General features: G+C 59.8%; 17 protein-coding genes. 11 read left to right on the top strand and 6 right to left on the bottom strand.

What is annotated here, in order from left to right; translation table 11 throughout:
* The first annotated feature begins 5 nt into the window (after positions 1 to 5).
* From ACIOTN_RS09850 to ACIOTN_RS09885, 8 genes are all read left to right on the top strand, one after another.
* A complete protein-coding gene (locus ACIOTN_RS09850; RefSeq protein WP_402735258.1) occupies positions 6 to 962 on the top strand; it encodes an ABC transporter permease in 957 nt (318 codons plus the stop codon).
* A gap of 14 nt (positions 963 to 976) precedes the next feature.
* Positions 977 to 1864 (top strand): ABC transporter permease, encoded by an 888-nt coding sequence (locus ACIOTN_RS09855; RefSeq protein ID WP_402735259.1) that lies wholly within the window; start codon positions 977 to 979, stop codon positions 1862 to 1864.
* Between the two features lie 28 nt (positions 1865 to 1892).
* The gene (locus ACIOTN_RS09860; RefSeq protein ID WP_402735260.1) at positions 1893 to 3515 is read left to right on the top strand and encodes an ABC transporter ATP-binding protein; all 1623 of its coding nucleotides are present in this window, start codon (positions 1893 to 1895) and stop codon (positions 3513 to 3515) included.
* Positions 3516 to 3553: 38 nt separating this feature from the next.
* Complete coding sequence (locus ACIOTN_RS09865) at positions 3554 to 4795, top strand: acyl-CoA dehydrogenase family protein (RefSeq protein WP_402735261.1); 1242 nt, start codon at positions 3554 to 3556, stop codon at positions 4793 to 4795.
* Positions 4796 to 4797: 2 nt separating this feature from the next.
* Positions 4798 to 6216 carry an NtaA/DmoA family FMN-dependent monooxygenase gene (locus ACIOTN_RS09870; RefSeq protein ID WP_402735262.1) on the top strand — a complete coding sequence of 473 codons (1419 nt, stop codon included), beginning with the start codon at positions 4798 to 4800 and terminating at the stop codon, positions 6214 to 6216.
* Positions 6217 to 6319: 103 nt separating this feature from the next.
* Positions 6320 to 6736 carry a CoA-binding protein gene (locus ACIOTN_RS09875; RefSeq protein WP_402735263.1) on the top strand — a complete coding sequence of 139 codons (417 nt, stop codon included), beginning with the start codon at positions 6320 to 6322 and terminating at the stop codon, positions 6734 to 6736.
* Between the two features lie 10 nt (positions 6737 to 6746).
* A complete protein-coding gene (locus ACIOTN_RS09880; protein ID WP_402735264.1) occupies positions 6747 to 7166 on the top strand; it encodes an MmcQ/YjbR family DNA-binding protein in 420 nt (139 codons plus the stop codon).
* A 4-nt stretch (positions 7167 to 7170) separates the two neighbouring features.
* Positions 7171 to 7494 (top strand): putative quinol monooxygenase, encoded by a 324-nt coding sequence (locus ACIOTN_RS09885; protein WP_402735265.1) that lies wholly within the window; start codon positions 7171 to 7173, stop codon positions 7492 to 7494.
* A 65-nt stretch (positions 7495 to 7559) separates the two neighbouring features.
* Here ACIOTN_RS09885 and ACIOTN_RS09890 read toward each other — a convergent pair whose 3' ends face one another.
* The 5 genes from ACIOTN_RS09890 to ACIOTN_RS09910 all read right to left on the bottom strand — a co-directional run bounded on the left by ACIOTN_RS09890 (position 7560) and on the right by ACIOTN_RS09910 (position 13440).
* Positions 7560 to 9590 carry a 5'-nucleotidase C-terminal domain-containing protein gene (locus ACIOTN_RS09890; protein ID WP_402735266.1) on the bottom strand — a complete coding sequence of 677 codons (2031 nt, stop codon included), beginning with the start codon at positions 9588 to 9590 and terminating at the stop codon, positions 7560 to 7562.
* Positions 9591 to 9765: 175 nt separating this feature from the next.
* Positions 9766 to 9978 carry a hypothetical protein gene (locus ACIOTN_RS09895; protein ID WP_038991944.1) on the bottom strand — a complete coding sequence of 71 codons (213 nt, stop codon included), beginning with the start codon at positions 9976 to 9978 and terminating at the stop codon, positions 9766 to 9768.
* Between the two features lie 170 nt (positions 9979 to 10148).
* The gene (locus ACIOTN_RS09900) at positions 10149 to 10856 is read right to left on the bottom strand and encodes a DUF1524 domain-containing protein (protein WP_402735267.1); all 708 of its coding nucleotides are present in this window, start codon (positions 10854 to 10856) and stop codon (positions 10149 to 10151) included.
* Positions 10857 to 10999: 143 nt separating this feature from the next.
* Complete coding sequence (gene fepB / locus ACIOTN_RS09905) at positions 11000 to 12025, bottom strand: Fe2+-enterobactin ABC transporter substrate-binding protein (protein WP_402735382.1); 1026 nt, start codon at positions 12023 to 12025, stop codon at positions 11000 to 11002.
* Positions 12026 to 12246: 221 nt separating this feature from the next.
* On the bottom strand, positions 12247 to 13440 hold the full coding sequence (locus ACIOTN_RS09910; RefSeq protein ID WP_402735268.1) for a siderophore-interacting protein: 1194 nt from the start codon (positions 13438 to 13440) through the stop codon (positions 12247 to 12249).
* 207 nt (positions 13441 to 13647) lie between these two features.
* Between ACIOTN_RS09910 and ACIOTN_RS09915 the strand changes: the two genes are divergently transcribed.
* The 3 genes from ACIOTN_RS09915 to ACIOTN_RS09925 all read left to right on the top strand — a co-directional run bounded on the left by ACIOTN_RS09915 (position 13648) and on the right by ACIOTN_RS09925 (position 15607).
* Positions 13648 to 13995, top strand: coding sequence for a zinc ribbon domain-containing protein YjdM (locus ACIOTN_RS09915; protein WP_121866008.1), 348 nt, complete (start codon positions 13648 to 13650; stop codon positions 13993 to 13995).
* A gap of 200 nt (positions 13996 to 14195) precedes the next feature.
* Positions 14196 to 15302 (top strand): FAD-dependent oxidoreductase, encoded by a 1107-nt coding sequence (locus ACIOTN_RS09920; RefSeq protein WP_402735269.1) that lies wholly within the window; start codon positions 14196 to 14198, stop codon positions 15300 to 15302.
* Positions 15299 to 15607, top strand: a complete 309-nt coding sequence (locus ACIOTN_RS09925) for a hypothetical protein (protein ID WP_402735270.1) — start codon at positions 15299 to 15301, stop codon at positions 15605 to 15607. The genes ACIOTN_RS09920 and ACIOTN_RS09925 overlap by 4 nt, the downstream gene beginning before the upstream one ends.
* Here the strand turns inward: ACIOTN_RS09925 and ACIOTN_RS09930 are convergent.
* Positions 15590 to 16270 (bottom strand): NADPH-dependent F420 reductase, encoded by a 681-nt coding sequence (locus ACIOTN_RS09930; RefSeq protein ID WP_402473753.1) that lies wholly within the window; start codon positions 16268 to 16270, stop codon positions 15590 to 15592. The genes ACIOTN_RS09925 and ACIOTN_RS09930 overlap by 18 nt on opposite strands.
* Positions 16271 to 16281 lie beyond the last annotated feature (11 nt).

Here is a 16281-nt window from a genome sequence, read left to right on the forward strand (position 1 = left end):
AATCCATGGGCACTTACATCGTAAAACGACTGGGGCAGGCGCTTCTGGTCATCTGGCTTGCCTACACAGCGGTTTTCATTGCCGTGCAATCCTTGCCGAATGACCCGGTCACGATCTTCCTGAGCACTGACTCGGCGGCGGATCCAGCCACCATTGCCCAGATGAAGGCGTACTACGGATACGACCAGCCGCTCTTCGTGCAGTACTTCTCGCAGTTGCTCGGGCTGCTTCGCGGGGATCTTGGATATTCGCTATCCAATGGTTCGGAAGTGGCAACGCGCATCGGGGAAGTCGCTGGATCCACCTTGATTCTGGCTGGTAGTGCATTCGTTCTTTCGGTGGTATTCGCCCTGGCCATCGCGTCGGCTGCGAGCCTGGCCAGAAGCGGGACGTTGCGCAAGGCGCTGCTGAACCTGCCACCTTTGATGGTTTCGATACCTGTTTTCTGGTTGGGGCTGCTGCTCTTGCAGCTGTTGGCCGTGCAGCTCGGCGTGATGTCGCTGTTCCCGGATGGATCGTTCATGTCGTTGGCGGTACCAATCTTCGTGCTGGCCGTGCATCTGAGTGCTCCGATTGCCCAGGTCCTGATCAAGAGCGTGCAGGAAGTGAATAGGCAACCGTTTATTGAAGTTCTGCGCGCCAAAGGCGCAAGCGAAGCATGGATCTTCTACCGGCACACCTTGAAGAACGCGGCCCCGGCCGGGCTATCCATTGCCGGTATCACCATTGGCGCCTTGCTCGCTGGTTCCGTCATCACCGAGACCGTGTTTTCCCGCGCGGGATTAGGCCAGCTGATCTTGCAGTCAGTCACGGCGCAGGACATTCCACTGGTCCAGGGACTGGTGCTGCTGACCGCCATCGTCTTCACCGCAGTCAACTTGCTCGTTGATCTCATCCACCCGCAACTCGATCCACGCATCGTCACATCAACAAGCGGGGCAACCCGCTCGCTTGTTGCGTAAGGAAAGTAGGACCAATGAGTCTCATAACCGAACATGTTGGATCGGTGGCCAGTGATGACCAGCCGCTAGCTTCAACCAAGCCTGCAACCAATAAAGGAAATCCAGCCGTACGCTGGCTGGCTGCCTGGTGGGTTCTCGTTCCGCTGTCCGTGTTTGTGGCGTGGGCTTTTCTTCCATCGCTTTTCACGGGCCAGAACCCGATTACTGGTGTGCCGGCTGACAAGCTGCTAGCGCCATCTGCGGAACACCTGTTCGGAACCGACCATCTGGGGCGTGACATCTACAGCCGAGTTGTCTACGGTACGCGCCAGACGCTGCTGACCGCGGGCCTGGCGTGCTTGGTTGGAAGCGTTGTGGGCTCGATCCTCGGTCTGCTGGCGGGCACTGCTGGACGGTTCGCAGATACCGTGGCAATGCGCTTTGTCGATATTGTCCTAGCAGTTCCGGCCTTCCTCATTGCGCTGATTCTGGTCACCGCAACTGAACCTGGACCGCTGTCCTTGGGCCTGGGTGTAGGCATCGCCTCGATCGCGGCCTTCGCGCGCCTCGTACGCACAGAGGTGCGGAGGGTCCGCTCTCGCGATTTCGTGCAAGCAGCGTTAATGAGTGGCGGGAAGTACTTCACGGTGCTGCGTAGGCACATCATCCCGCACATCGTCGGTCCGGTGCTGTCCTTGCTAGCTGTGGATCTGGGTGCCGCAATTCTTGCGATCTCCGGTTTAGGGTTCCTCGGCTTCGGGTCGCCACCGCCAACCCCTGAATGGGGACTGCTGATTTCCGAAGGCCGCCAGTACCTTTCGGTGGCTTGGTGGCTGACGACATTGCCGGGATTGGTTATCGTGTCGGCGGTCATGCTGACAGCCGTACTGGGACGTGCCATCAACAAGGCATTCCGCTTCTAGCTCTACTCTTCGATGAACGGACAAGACCATGAACGCAACCAACAACGCTTCTCCTGCGGTGATCCGCATCGAGGACTTAACAGTCCAGTATGCCCAAGGCACCGTGGCTGCCGACAACATCAACTTGGAAATCCCAGCAGGGCAGATCGTCGCCGTTGTCGGTGAATCCGGTTCCGGCAAATCAACGCTGACCAAAACCCTGATTGGCCTATTGCCGCAGGGGACGGAGATCCATGGAAGCGTGCGTTTCGGCGGTACCGAAGTCACCAATCTTTCCTTGTCCGACTGGCGTGCCATTCGTGGCGCCGGAATCGGCTTAGTCCCGCAGGATCCGGGCGCCTCGCTGGATCCAGTGAAGACCATTGGCTCCCAGATCATCGAAGTTTTCCGTTTGCATCCGTCACGCTCGGTTCCAAAGGCCAAGTGGCGTTCCAAGGCAATCGAACTGATGCAGAGCGTTGGCATCGACCGGGCGGAAAGCCGACTGGATCAATTTCCGCACGAGCTTTCTGGCGGGCTGAAACAACGTGTATTGATTGCCATTGCCTTCGCATTGAATCCTCAACTGCTCATTGCGGATGAACCTACCAGCGCCTTGGACGTCACCGTCCAGCGCACGGTTTTGGAAGTTTTCGTTTCGCTGGCTCGGAAGAAGGGAACCACTGTACTCTTCGTAACTCACGATCTGGCTGTTGCGACTGACATCGCAGACCGGGTGCTGGTCATGAATTCGGGGCGGGTCCTCGAAGATCGCAGCGTTCCGGCGCTGGTTGCACAGAGCACTGAACCGTACACCAAGGCACTGCTCGATCAGGCCTATGCGCATCAGGACCGGCAACAACCTTCAACCTCAGACGACATCGCGATCACAGTGGAAGGACTCGGCAAGGTCTTCGGCAAAGGCCGCAACGAGCACCAGGTTCTTTCCGGCGTCAGTTTCGAAGTGCAGCGAGGGACCACGTTCTCGCTGGTCGGTGAATCCGGCTCCGGAAAATCCACAACAGCGAAAATCATCATGGGAATGCATCCAGCCACCGAAGGATCCGTGCGGGTCAACGGGAGAGAAGTCGCCAACATCAGCGGCAAGCAGCGCTATGACCTGTGGAGGGACGCGCAACTGGTCTATCAGAACCCCGACTCCGCTCTGGACCCGCGACAGTCGATCGGCTCGATCATCGCTGAACCAATGGTCAACTACCGTCTGGGTGATTCCGCTTGGCGTGCCAAGCGAGTAGCGCAGTTGATGGAACAGGTGAACCTACCTGAAGAGCTAGCAGGAAGACGCCCAGGAGAACTTTCCGGGGGACAACGCCAGCGAGTCGCCATTGCCAGGGCTTTGGCAAGCGGTGCCAAAATTCTCGTCCTTGATGAAGCATTGAGCGCACTTGATGTACTCACCCAGGAACAAATACTTGAGTTGCTCGACCAGTTGCAGCGCGAAGAACAACTGACCTACCTGTTCATTTCCCATGATCTGCATGTGGTGGAACGGATCAGCCACCGCGTTGGCGTGATGTGTCGTGGGCAAATTGTCGAGTCGGGAACCGTCGATGAAATCTATTCCAATCCCCAGCATGAGTACACCAGAACCCTGCTTGCGGCGAATCCCGGCAAGGTACTTCGCAAATTGGCCGATACGCGTACCGCCTAGCCATTTCACACCAATTCCAAAATCTACAAGGAGCATCCATGAGCACTGAAGCCGTGGCAACTTTCCGTCATTCCGCCCAGCAACATACCGAAGCCGCTTACCAAGAACTTCTGGCACACTTCAGCCCGGTATTCGCCCGTATCGCGCAGGGCGCTACCGAACGCGAGCAGCAGCGTATCCTGCCTTTCGAGCAGGTGCAGTGGCTCAAGGATGCAGGTTTCACCACCTTGCGCGTGCCAGCCAGCCACGGAGGTTCGCCGATTAGCCATGAGCACCTGTTCCGCTTGCTCATCGAATTGGCGGCGGCCGACTCCAACGTGGGCCACTTGCTGCGCAGCCACTTCTCGTTCGTGGAAACCATTGCACTGCAGCCGCAGGAGTTCCAGGACCGCTGGTTCCCGCGGGTGCTTACCGGGGAAATTTTCGGCAATGCCGCCACCGAGCGCGGCGGCAACGCTCTGGGCAGCACCAACACCAAGCTCGTCAAGACGGACGCCGGGTGGGTACTGCGCGGCGAGAAGTACTACACCACCGGATCGATCTTCGCGGACTGGGTTGTCGTCATGGCCACCACCGACGGCGTTGAGGGGCGCCAGTATGCGGTAGTCGAACGCCATGCCGAAGGCGTCGAAATCCTGGATGACTGGGACGGATTCGGCCAGCCTCTGACCGGCACCGGCACCGCGATCTTCACCGACGTCGCGGTGGACGAGCAGAACATCATCCAGCGCAAGGTGGCATCCACTCTGGAACCGGCGTTCTTCCAGCTCTGCCTGCTCTCGGTGCTGGTTGGCATCGGCAAAGCAGCCCGCAACGAAGCCGCCCGCATCGTGGCGACCCGCACCCGCACCTTCAACACCGGCTCCGGCGCGCTGTTCAAGGACGACCCGCAGATCCAAGAGCTCGTAGGACGCCTTGCCTCCAACGTATTCGCTGCAGAATCAATTGTGGTGTCGGCGGCCCGTGACCTCGACGCAGCACTGGACCCGAGCCTCGGCCTGAATGCCGAGGAGGCCTTCCTGCGCGCCGAGCTCGCCGTGCAACAGGCGCACGTGGCCGCACCAAAGCTGGTCTTGGACGCCACCAGCGAACTCTTCGACGTCACCGGCGCCTCGGCGGTATCCACTTCCAAGTCGCTGGACCGTTTCTGGCGCAACGCGCGCACCGTCGCCACCCACAACCCAGTGGCCTTCAAGGCCCGTTCGGTGGGCGATTACTTCATCAACGGAACCATCCCGACGGGTTTGCACTCGATCGGTGAAGCCAAGGGAGCCAAGTAGCCATGGGAACCTTCGAATCGCGGCCGCGCTTCCTGCTGTCGGCCTTCCTCATGAACACCTCAAGCCACATCCTCGGCGGAATGTGGCGCCACCCTGAGGCGCAGCAGCACAAGTTCAACGAGCTGGAGCTATGGGTGGACCTGGCCAAGAAGCTGGAAGACGCCAAGTTCGACAACCTGTTCTTCGCCGACGTGGTGGGCCTCTACGGCGACCACGAAGGCGGCTGGGCCTCCCACGTGCGCAAGGGCATGCAGGTGCCCAGCCACGACCCGATGGTGCTGCTCTCCGCGCTGGCCGCCACCACCAAAGACATCGGTCTGGCGATGACCAGCTCAGTCATCCAATCGCACCCGTTCCAGTTCGCCCGGCAGATTTCCACGCTGGACCATCTCTCGCAAGGCCGCGTGGCGTGGAACATCGTCACCAGCGTGCTGGAGAACTCGCACCGCAACTTCGGCGGGGCGAGCCTGGTCGCGCACGATGACCGCTACGCCTGGGCAGAGGAATATGTTGAAGCGGCCTACAAGCTGTGGGAAGGGTCCTGGGAGGACGACGCGCTGCTGGCCGACAAGGAGTCGGGCATCTACGCCGACCCGGCACGGGTCAACAAGATCAATCACCGCGGCGACTACTATTCGATCGACGGTCCGCATCTGGCTCTGCCCAGCGCCCAGCGCACTCCGTTCCTTTTCCAAGCCGGCTCGTCGCCACGCGGCTCGCAGTTCGCGGCAACCCACGCCGAGGCGACGTTCCTCTTTGCCCCGCACGCCGAGTACGTGGCGAAGAAGAACGCCCAGCTGATCGAGCACCTGGCGGCTGCCGGACGCAAGCGCGAGGACATCAAGGTCTTTGCCGGATTGTCTTTCGTCGTCGGTTCCACCGAAGCTGAAGCCAAGGCCTTGGAAGCTGAATACGACGAGTATCTGGATCTGGACGCCATCATTGCGCACATCGGCGGCGGCATCGGTGTGGATTTGGGCGGGCTGGACCTGGATACCCCGCTCGGCGAGATCCAGACCGAAGGCGCGCAGGGCGTATTGGAGGCCGCGCTGGCCTCCACCCCGGGACGCAATCCCACGCTGCGCGACCTGGCGCACTACCGTGCCAAGGCGCAGCAGATCGTGGGTACTCCGGAACAGATCGTTGATGAGCTGGAACGCTGGCAGGACGCGGGGATTGATGGGTTGAACATCATGAACCACGTACTGCCCGGATCCTATGACAACTTCATCGAAGGCGTCCTTCCGGAGCTGCGTCGCCGCGGCCTGGCGCAAACCCGGTACACGCCGGGGAGCCTGCGGCAGAAGGTGTTCGGCCGCGGGGACAAGCTCCCGGAGAATCATCCGGCGGCCCAATACCGCGGAGCCTTCACGCAGAACAGCGCAGCATCCACCCAGAAAGCAGCGCAGCTGCAGCACTGAATTCCCCAAGCTTGAAAGACCAGTGGCATGGATGGGTCCGGGCCACTGGTCTTTCTTTGATGCCCGGAAGCTGAATCGCCGGCAACGCGGTAGGGTGTCGTGCATGGACACCCATCACGTAAATGATCCAGAGACGATCCGCAGGCTGTTGAGCACACCGGGGCGCTGGGCCGTTGTCGGCCTGACCAATAATCCCGCTCGCGTGGCTCCTTCCATCGCACGGTTCCTGCGCGACGAGCTGTCGATGAAGATTTTTCCTGTGTCATTGAGCGGGGAAACCGTGATGGGCGAACCGGGATTCACGAAGCTTGCTGATATCCCGGAACCCATTGATGTGGTGGATTGCTTCGTGAACTCCTCCAAGATGGGGGATATCGTTGACCAGGCGATCTCCGTAGGCGCCAAAGCGGTGTGGTTGCAGCTCGGTGTGATTGACGAAGCCGCTGCCCAGCGGGCCAAGGACGCGGGATTGGACGTGGTGATGGGTACCTGCCCTAAGATTGAGTACCCATTCCGATAGCGAGGCTTTGATGGCGATATCAGCTGGTCAAGATGAACTGGAAAATGCCTGGGCGCAGCTGTGCCTGAGCATGCCCTGCGCTTATGCAGATTATCCTTTTGGACCTGAGAGCACCGTATTCAAGGTGGCGGGCAGGGATCCGGGCAAAGGCAAGATGTTCGGGCTGATCATGCACCTGAACGGCGAATTGGTGCTGAACCTGAAATGCGAGCCTGCCCTGGCTGACCAGCAACGCAACGAGCATCCGCAGATCACCCCGGGCTATCACATGAACAAGAAGCACTGGAATTCCGTGCGTGCTGGACTCGACCTGAACCTGATGCGTGAACTTATCGAGGATTCCTATGATCTGGTCGTCGACGGCATGCCCCGAAGGGACAAAGAATACATCCGCCTGCAAGGCACAATTAATACGGAGAGCCTAGACTAGAGGCATGTACTTCATCGTTGTTAAATACCAGGTAAAGCCAGAATCAACCCCGACCTTCATGGATCACGTCGCTGAATTCACCGCGGCCACCCGCGCCGAAGAAGGAAACATCTTCTTCGACTGGTCCGTGAGCGTTGAAGACCCCAACGAATTCGTTCTGGTTGAGGCCTTCCGTGATGACGAGGCCGCTGCGGCCCATGTGAACTCGGCGCACTTCGCTGCCGGTCTTGAATCCATGCGGCCACACCTGGTCTCCACCCCGAAGATCGTCTCCCGCAAGGTGGACGGCGAGGGCTGGGATTCCATGGGCGAATTGGTCATCGATTAATTAACTGGGACAAAGGCATAGGGAAGAACCTCAACGGTTCTTCCCTATGCCTTTGCCTATGAACCTTAGCGGCCGGCCTTGTTGCCGAAGCGGCGTACCAGAATCAAGGCGATGCCGGCCAAGACAACTACACCGGCGATGATGCCGATCCAGCTGGCGTTGAACCCGGTGTCGGCCAGGTCATCGGTGTTCTGATCCGGGGAGTCGTTCTTTGGCTCGTCAGAGGCATCGGGGGATTCGCTTGCATCCCCAGTTGGCTCGGGCGAACTGGTTGGCTCTCCGGTGGGCTCGTCGGTCGCATCTTCAGATGGTTCCGGCGAAGCAGTTGGCTCGGTTGGATCCTCGGAGGGGTCATCCGAAGGAACCGGCGACTGCGTTGGCTCTTCCTCTTCGAGCAGGACCGAACGTCCCAGAGGAGCCGGCTCGACGACGTCGTGTGCCCTGAAGTAGTTTACGGTAGCGTCCAAATCGATCTGGCCGGAGTCGGCGTGATCGGTGCCGTCCGCGAAGGCATTGAAGTTATCGCCACCGGTCGCCAGGAAGGCGTTGGCCGCGACCCGGAAGGTTGCTTCCTCGTCCAGCGGCTCGCCCTTGAAGGTGATGTCCTTGATGTGCTTGCCCTGGGCGGCTTCCTCAACGTAGGTGTAGGACAATCCCTCGGAAATGCCCAGATGCAGCTTGGAGCGCTCCGAACCGGCCGGCTGCCACTGCTGCTCCAGCGCCTCGCGGATCTGTGCCCCGGTGAGGTTGAAGGTGATCAGGGTGTTGGCGAATGGCTGGACCTCTGCTGCGTCCTTGTAGGACACGGTGCCGTCTTCGCCGTAGAGCAGGTCGGCACGCAGGCCGCCCGGGTTCATGAACGCGATCTCGGCAGGTTCGCCGGCAAAGTCTTCGTTCGAGGTGGCCCACAGGTGGATGTCGGCTACGGTGTTGCCCAGAGTGGATTCAACTCCACGGTCTGAGCCTGGTTCTTCGCCTCCGCGCAGGATGTCATCGGAAATAGCGCCAATCTTCACGCTCCCGACCACTTCGGCTTCTGCTTCAGCGTCGCTGACGATTTCTGCAACCTGGGCGTTGGCCTCGAAGTTGCCGGCCCATTCGCCGTCGGCGCCCTCAGCGGCCAAGTCGATTCGTTCAGTGGAGGCTTCGGTGACCTCGCCGGTTTCGGGATTCACCTGCAGGGAAACCTTGCCCAAGGTGGTGCCGTACTGGTGGGACTGGATGACTGGGCGGTCCGCGATGTCGCAGTCGTAGGACTGGTGGGTGTGGCCCGAGAAGATCGCGTCAATCTCATCGCTGGCTTCGCGTATGAGCGTGCCATAGGTGCTGTCTTCGGTGGCAATATCTGCGCACTGGTCGCCAGCGGAACCATTGTGGGTAAGCAGCACCACGACATCAGCTTCGCCGTTTGTTTCATTTCCATCGGAGAGCTGGGCTGCTACCCGGTTCGCTGCTTCCAGCTCGCTGCCGAAATCCAGGTCGGCAATGCCAGCTGGGGAAACCAGCGAGGGCATGTCCTCGGTAACGGTGCCGATGAAGCCCACGGAAACGCCGGAGACTTCACGGATCGCATATTCCTGCAGGGCAGGAGTCTTGGTGCCCTTTTCATAGACATTGGCGCCCAATGCGAAATCTGCACCGTTTTCACCGGTGGAATCAGCGTAGCTGTCGATGACGCGTCCAGCCAGATCAGCAAAGCCCTTGTCGAACTCGTGGTTGCCTACTGCCGAGACATCCAGGCCACCGGCTCCGAGCGCCGCGATGGTTGGTTCATCATCCTGGGACGCGGAAGCGAAGGTCGAAGCGCCAATGTTATCGCCGGCAGAGACGAACAGGGTGTTCTCGTTTTCTGCGCGCAGTTCATCAACGGCGCCGGCGAGCACCGCGGCACCTGCGGAGCTCCTGTCTGCGGAAATGCGACCGTGGAAGTCATTGATGCCGACTAGGTCCACGGTGACTGCTGCGGCATTCGCGGCTGCGGAAGAAGATGGGCTCTGCGTGGACGTAGCCTGGGCTGCTGCGGCACCGCCGGCCGCCAGCGAAATCGTCGCCAGCGAGGCGAGACCGAGTTTGCTTATCTGCCTGAATGCAGACATGGGTACTCCTAAAAGTGACGAGTGTGACAAGACATATGTCTATCGCATCTGAATGAACCTGTCGATGTTTTAGCGTTAAATTTAGGTGCAGAAGTACAAGTTCTGGCGGTTATTCAACAGAAGCAACCTCCCAGCCGTAGGCCGAGAGGTTGCTTCTGAAAATGGAATTTTGCAGCTATTGCCGACGCTTTCGCGGAGGGTCTCCCGCGGTAACGGTGGAGGAGCCGACAATCGCTTTCAGCAGCAGCATCGCTGCTCCAATGAACATGAGGGTGGAGACTACCCAGCAGGCAGTGGCCGTATCGCGCTGCGCGGTGTTCAGGGCAAAAGAGAAGATGAATCCGCTGGAAACCAGCAGGAGGACCCCGGGAATTCGTGTCTTCATCATGCGCCTTTGCAGTGGAGGATTAGGCCAAACGATCGCAGAACATAATCGCTATCGTGTTGAATAACATCCATCTTGCCACAAATCCATCGACTTTACGATAGGCCTTAAGGTGGATATTACCTTGGGATATCCTGTGTCCGGCTATAGATGCAGGCAAAGCTGCTTGGCTGCTAGATGCAAGACTTAAGCAGTTTTCCGATCGCGTCGTGCTCTGCCTTGGTCATCCAAACGCCGTATTTGGCTTTTACCTGGGTCTGCCGCGAGACATAGTCGCAGCGGAAACTCTTGTTCGGCGGCAGCCACGATGCGGCGTCCTTATCGCCCTTAGCGGCATTAGTCGGCCCATCGGAAGCCAGCAGGTTCAACGGGTCGTTGGCAAATTCCAGTCGGGTGTCGGCATCCCAGCCCTGCGATCCCTTTTGCCAGGAATCGGACAGCGCGACAACATGGTCGATCTGCACCGCGGTGCTGGTGCCTTGGCCTCGCTTGAATTCAATGGTCTTGCCCGTGTAGGGATCATCGAACCGTCCGCTCAGGACAACGCAGGGTCGAGCGGCCGACTTATAGGTCACGTCCACCAAATCTCGCGACAGGATGTCGTTGCGCGCGTCGCATCCGTTGCGGTCCGGATCTTTCCACCCCTTGCCGAACTTTGCTCTGTCGTAGCCGGTTTTCGGCGCGCGGCCCTTCACAGCAATTTCGTCGAGCAGTTCGAGGGATTCCGCATAGATCTCACGTTGCTCTTCGGTGCTTGGGGCAGGTGCGCCTTGCGCATCAGGCAGGGGAGGGAACTCTACGCCGTCCAGCGAAGAGCACGAACTGAGTACAAGAGTGGATACGAGGGTGAAAAACGCTAAGGTGCGACGCAGCAAACGCATGCGGTGGTACTACTCCTAAATTGGCCGGTGCTTGAGCAGGAAAATGCCTCTGACATGAACTATAAGCAGTGGGGCTGACTATTTAGCCGTGCCTGCTTCGTGTGGTGGCGTGACTTTGAATGCACAGGCATAAGAGACTGCTGCTATTCAAGCTCGGAAGAACTCAGACCTGGGAAATCGTGCTCGAAATAGTCCAGGATCTCCTGGGCCGCGTAGTAATCCAGCAGGTGCGGGGTGCTGAGCGGGAAGACGGAGCCGCTTTGCACCGAAGGCAGCTGGGCTAATGATTCATCCGCGGTAAACTTCTTGGCGGTTTTCTTGTTCGCCGCCAGCAGGAAGGTGGCATCGCCAGTGAGCGCCGCTGGCAGGTCTTGGTAGCTGACGAAACTGAAATCCTCCCTTGGCTGCGTGGACGTGTCGAACTGCTTTGGCGTTGAAACCATCGTGAAGCCGAGTCCGCTCAGCAGCTGCGCGTACGGCCCGGCGGCCTTGGCGATCGGAGAGGTGCCACGGGCAGCATAGGAAATGAGCGAGGCGGTGGTTCCGGAAGGGATTGACAGCTTCGCTCTCAGTGTTGAGATCCGTTCGGCAACGGCTGCGGTGTTCTGCTGTGCCTTGTCTTCGGTGCCGGTGGCTTCCCCCAGCAGTTTTGAAAGTTCGTTCCAATCCTTATCCGCATAGTCCAAGACAATGGTTGGTGCAATCTTTCGCAGCTCACCAATCTTGCCTAATTCGGAGTCTGCGCCTGTCGCCGCCACAACGATGAGGTCAGGCTTCTGCTCAGTGATTTCTTCCAGATCGAACTTTCCAACTTCATAGAGCGGATCGACTTTGCGAGCCGAGGCAACATCAGCCCAGTGCTTGAAGAAGCCGTCGCGATCAGCGTCTGGTCCTTCCGGTGCCGTCGCGCTGGCAATGACCGGCGCGTCCAGGGCCAGCAGAGAGCCCGTAAGCCCTACCGAGGTCGAGACGATGCGTTCAGGTTTTGCCGGAATCCTTACGGTGTTCTGCATTGAATCCGTGAACGTGCGAGGCCAGTGCCCGACGTCAAATGCCGCTGTGCCCGTATCCCGCGCTGGCTCGGCAGGTGTCGTCGCGCACGAGCCAAGGGAGAGGGCTAATGCGCTGATGAACAAGGCAACTGCGATTCGTGACAAGCTGGGGCGCACTAAAGTTCTCCTGGGCCGATGGCCAAAAACTGGCCAGGCGGCATATGACGGCAATGTATTACTCGAAATCTCTTTCCGAACCCATTTTATGTTCCCCAGCCGCAGGCACGCCCCTTGGGGCAAGAACAAGCGGATCCCGTTGACTGCGTAAACCGCTGCTTCTTGCGCAGGGGAGCTGCGGAAGAGCCATTGCCGATGCCGACGCTCATGCAGCCTGGTCTTTAGCGGCGCAACCTCTCTTCACGGAGGGTCCAATATGAGGAGATATGGGTGGAACGCTTGTCGAGGTGCCAGTGCCGGGCAACGTGGCTGATCTCCTTGACCGCGGAACGCTCTGCATGAGCGATTAACCCAATCCGAAGATGAAGCAGCGGCAGGGAACTGAGCTCCTCGGCCAGCAATGTGCTGCGTCCCGCCGAAATGCCATCGCGCGGCAACCAGCGTAAATCAACTCCAGGAGGATGTTTCACGTCAAACATTGCGTTCTGATCCGCAACCTCGAGCAGCGCTATGCCGTGCGCATCGGCGGGCAATGCTTCCAGAGCCTTGCAGATCGCCGGGATGCCCGCTTCATCCGCTGCCAGCAAATAATAGTCGGCGTTCAGCGACAGCGAGGACTTGCTGCGCGATGGCGAAATGACCAGCGGAGCCCCGGGCTGCACCGTTCCGGCCCAATGGCCAACGGTGCCCGGCTCGCCATGAACAACGAAGTCGATAGCGATTTCCGGGACCAGCGCGTCGATCCATCGGATCGTGTACGACTTGGAACGTGGGACATGTTCGCGGGGCAGGCGTTGTCGCAAGGCCCGCAAATCATAGGGAGGCTCGAGTCCAAGGGCAGGATCAGCGACAAAGACTTTGACATATTCGTCGATTGCTCCATTGGAACGGTAGCCATCCAGATCTGGGGCACCGGCGATGATGCGCACCATCTGGTCATTCAGCCGCTCTACCCGGGTGATCGTCAGAACGTGCTGATCAACCTTTTTCCTTGGCGGTTCTTGATATCCCAGGGCAGGGGTGTGCCTGGCGAGGGGCTCCTCATAGGTTTCTGCGTAGCTGCGCGTTTCCGAAGGGACTGCGGGTGGCGGAGCAAGAGGGGCGGGCGAGGCCTGCGCCGGCGGGTGGTGATAGTGCTTGAAAGAGGTGCGCAGCGTCTTATCCAGGACTTTGCGTGCAGCGGCGAGCGCTGCGGCGGCACCGGCACGTTCGGCAGCTGCCAGCAGTTCGTCGGTTTGCTGCTCGTTGAACACCGAGTTGTCGCCAATATTCCGGTATAACTGCTCCTTGGCCACCGCGTATCCGGCCTTCGCTCCAGCCTTTTCTGCCTGGGCCAGGACTTCCAGGGTGAACCCTTCCCTAGGTGTCACCGTGTATTGCGGACCGTAGCTCTTGTACTTGTGATGCTTAGACATGGTGTGCCCCTAACCCGGCCGGTGTGAGCACCCGCCTGTATGCCTGAGTATGGGGGATATCGGGCATAGAAAACAAGTCATTTTAATCTGCAGAACGCCAAGCTCTATGCGCCTGGCGCCTTGGCCATTTCTACCGCGGATTTCCGCGGATTATTCGATATTCGATTCATTCGACAATGAGCAGATCCGGTCACTAAAATTAGCCCCATGTCTGATACCTTGCCACCGTGCCCTGAATGCTCCAGCGAATACACCTACGCAATGGATGCCCTGCTGGTCTGCCCAGAGTGCGCGCATGAATGGAATGCCGAGGCCGAACACACCGAAACCGCCGAAGCGGTGATCAAGGATGCTGTCGGCAATGTGCTGCAGGACGGCGATACCGTCAGCATCACCAAGACCATGAAGGTCAAGGGTGCGCAAAGCGCGCTGAAAGCCGGAACCAAGGTCCGCGGCATCCGATTGGTCCAGGGTTCAGGCGACCATGACATCGCCGCCAAGGTCGATGGCTTTGGGCAGATGGAATTGAAGTCTTCCATCGTCAAGAAGATCTAGTTTTCCAATCCGGAGTCCCATAAGGTCCCAGAATCCTCCGATGGAAAGCATCCCGAACTCAGACGCTCATGGCAGTTCCCACAAGTGGCATGCCCAGCGCTTCTGTCTGCCGCTGGGGAAGATCCGTGAAGTGTTGACGGAAGCGCCCGCGGGAACAAGACTCGTGCTGGAAAGAAGGTTTCAGCAGCGAGGGGTTTGCCGTGGATTCAACAAGCGTGGACGAAAAGCTCGACGCGATAATCATCGGGTGGGGCAAGGGCGGCAAGACCTTGGCCGGCACCTTGGCCCGGGCAGGCCAGCGGGTGGCAATCATCGAGCAGTCTTCCCAGATGTACGGCGGCACCTGCATCAATATCGGTTGCGTCCCCACCAAGGCGCTGATCCATGATGCCGAAAACCGGGACGGCAGCGGATATGACCAGCAGATTTTCGACGCGGCAGTCGATCGCCGGGACAAGCTCACCGCCAAGATGCGCGCCAAGAACTTCTCCATGCTTGACGAGCTGGACTCGGTGCTGGTGGTCAACGGCACGGCTGCATTCACCGGGCCGAAGCGCATCAAGGTCAATGCCGGTTCAGAAGAGCTGGAACTGAGCGCAGAAACGATCATCATCAACACCGGCGCCCTCCCTGCAGTCCCGGAAATCGACGGCGCGCAGATTGGCGGGCGGGTGCATGACTCCACCACCATCCAGCACGCCCCGTTGCCCAAGACCCTGGCCGTGGTGGGCGGCGGATATGTCGGCATCGAGTTCGCGTCGATGTTTGCCCAGTTCGGATCAAAGGTCACGGTGCTGGATCGCGGAAGCCGTGCACTGTCCAAGGAAGATGCGGATGTGGCCGCCGAGGTCCAGGGATGCCTGGAAGATGCGGGAGCCGAGATCATCAGCTCGGCCTCCGTGCGCTCAATCAGCCAGGACGAGCACGGTGCTACCGTCAGCTATGAACGCGAGGGCGAGGTGCATCGATTGCAGGCCGATGCGGTGCTGATCGCGCTGGGGCGCGTGCCGAATACTGCCGGCCTGGGCTTGGAAGCCGCCGGGGTTCGCACGGGTTCCCGCGGGGAAATCGTGGTGGACGAGTTCCTGGCCACCAGCGCTCCGGGCATCTATGCCGTGGGTGATGCCAATGGCGGCCCGCAGTTCACCTATATCTCGCTTGATGACCATCGGGTGCTGGTATCTCGCTTGATGACCATCGGGTGCTGGCCAACCGGCTGCTGGGCGACGGATCGCGCAGCACCAAGGGCCGGGTTGCTGTTCCGTACACCATCTTCACCACCCCGCCGCTGGCTCGCGTCGGCTTGAGCGAGGAGCAGGCTGAACAACAGGGACTGCAGGTCAGGATCGCGGTGAAGAAAGTTTCCGAGATCGCCGCCATGCCGCGCCCCAAGATCGTGGGCGACCCGCGGGGCATCATCAAGTTCGTCGTCGATGCGCGCAGCGAGAAGATCCTCGGAGCGGCGCTGATGCACGTGGACTCCCAGGAAGTGGTGAATCTGGTGGCGCTGGCCATGCGGCAGCGAATGAGTGCCGCTGAACTGCGCGACCAGATCTTCACCCATCCCTCGTCCACCGAAGCGCTGAACGAGGTGCTAGCGCAGCTCGGCTGAGGCCTGGACCTGGGCGGCGTCGATGAGCGCTGCGAGCTCGGCCCGCGGCTTGTTCGCGCCGAAGGCAGGCTGGCCAGGCTGCAGGCGCAAGCCTTCAGCCAGGGATCCTATCGGCAGCGGATCGAAGCCGAAATCGTCAACGATCCGGGCTGCCTGGTCAACGTCGGAGTCCAGATCGCCGGCCAGCGCGATGGCCTTGCGGCGCTCGGCGCCGGCCGGACGGGACTCGTCCTCGAGGTCGTGGTAGCCCATGTGGTTGAAGGCCTTGACGACCCGCGAACCTGGCAGGAACTCCTGGATCAAATTGCTGGTGGAGACCTGAGGGCCGTTCAGGTCCTCGCGGATGCCATCCGTTTCCCACCAGTAGTTCATGGCGTCGATGACCAGCTTGCCTGCGAGCTCGGCAGCCGGAATATTCCGGTACTTGCCCAGTGGCAGGGCCAGTATGGCAATGTCGGCTTCCCGCGCGGCGGTTGCCGGATCCACGGCCAGCGCGCCCGGAGTCAGGATCTCGATGGTCAGGGCAATGGCGCCGGGGTCGCCGGAGCCGGCGATGAGCACCTTGTAGCCGGCCTGCAAGGCGCGGCGGGCAAGAACCGTGCCGATCTTTCCAGCGCCGAGGATGCCGATGGTCTGCTGTGTCATTTTCTCTCCTTCAGGCAGGTCTTCGAATC

Source organism: Glutamicibacter sp. NPDC087661, assembly GCF_044743275.1.
Taxonomy (GTDB): Bacteria; Actinomycetota; Actinomycetes; order Actinomycetales; family Micrococcaceae; genus Glutamicibacter.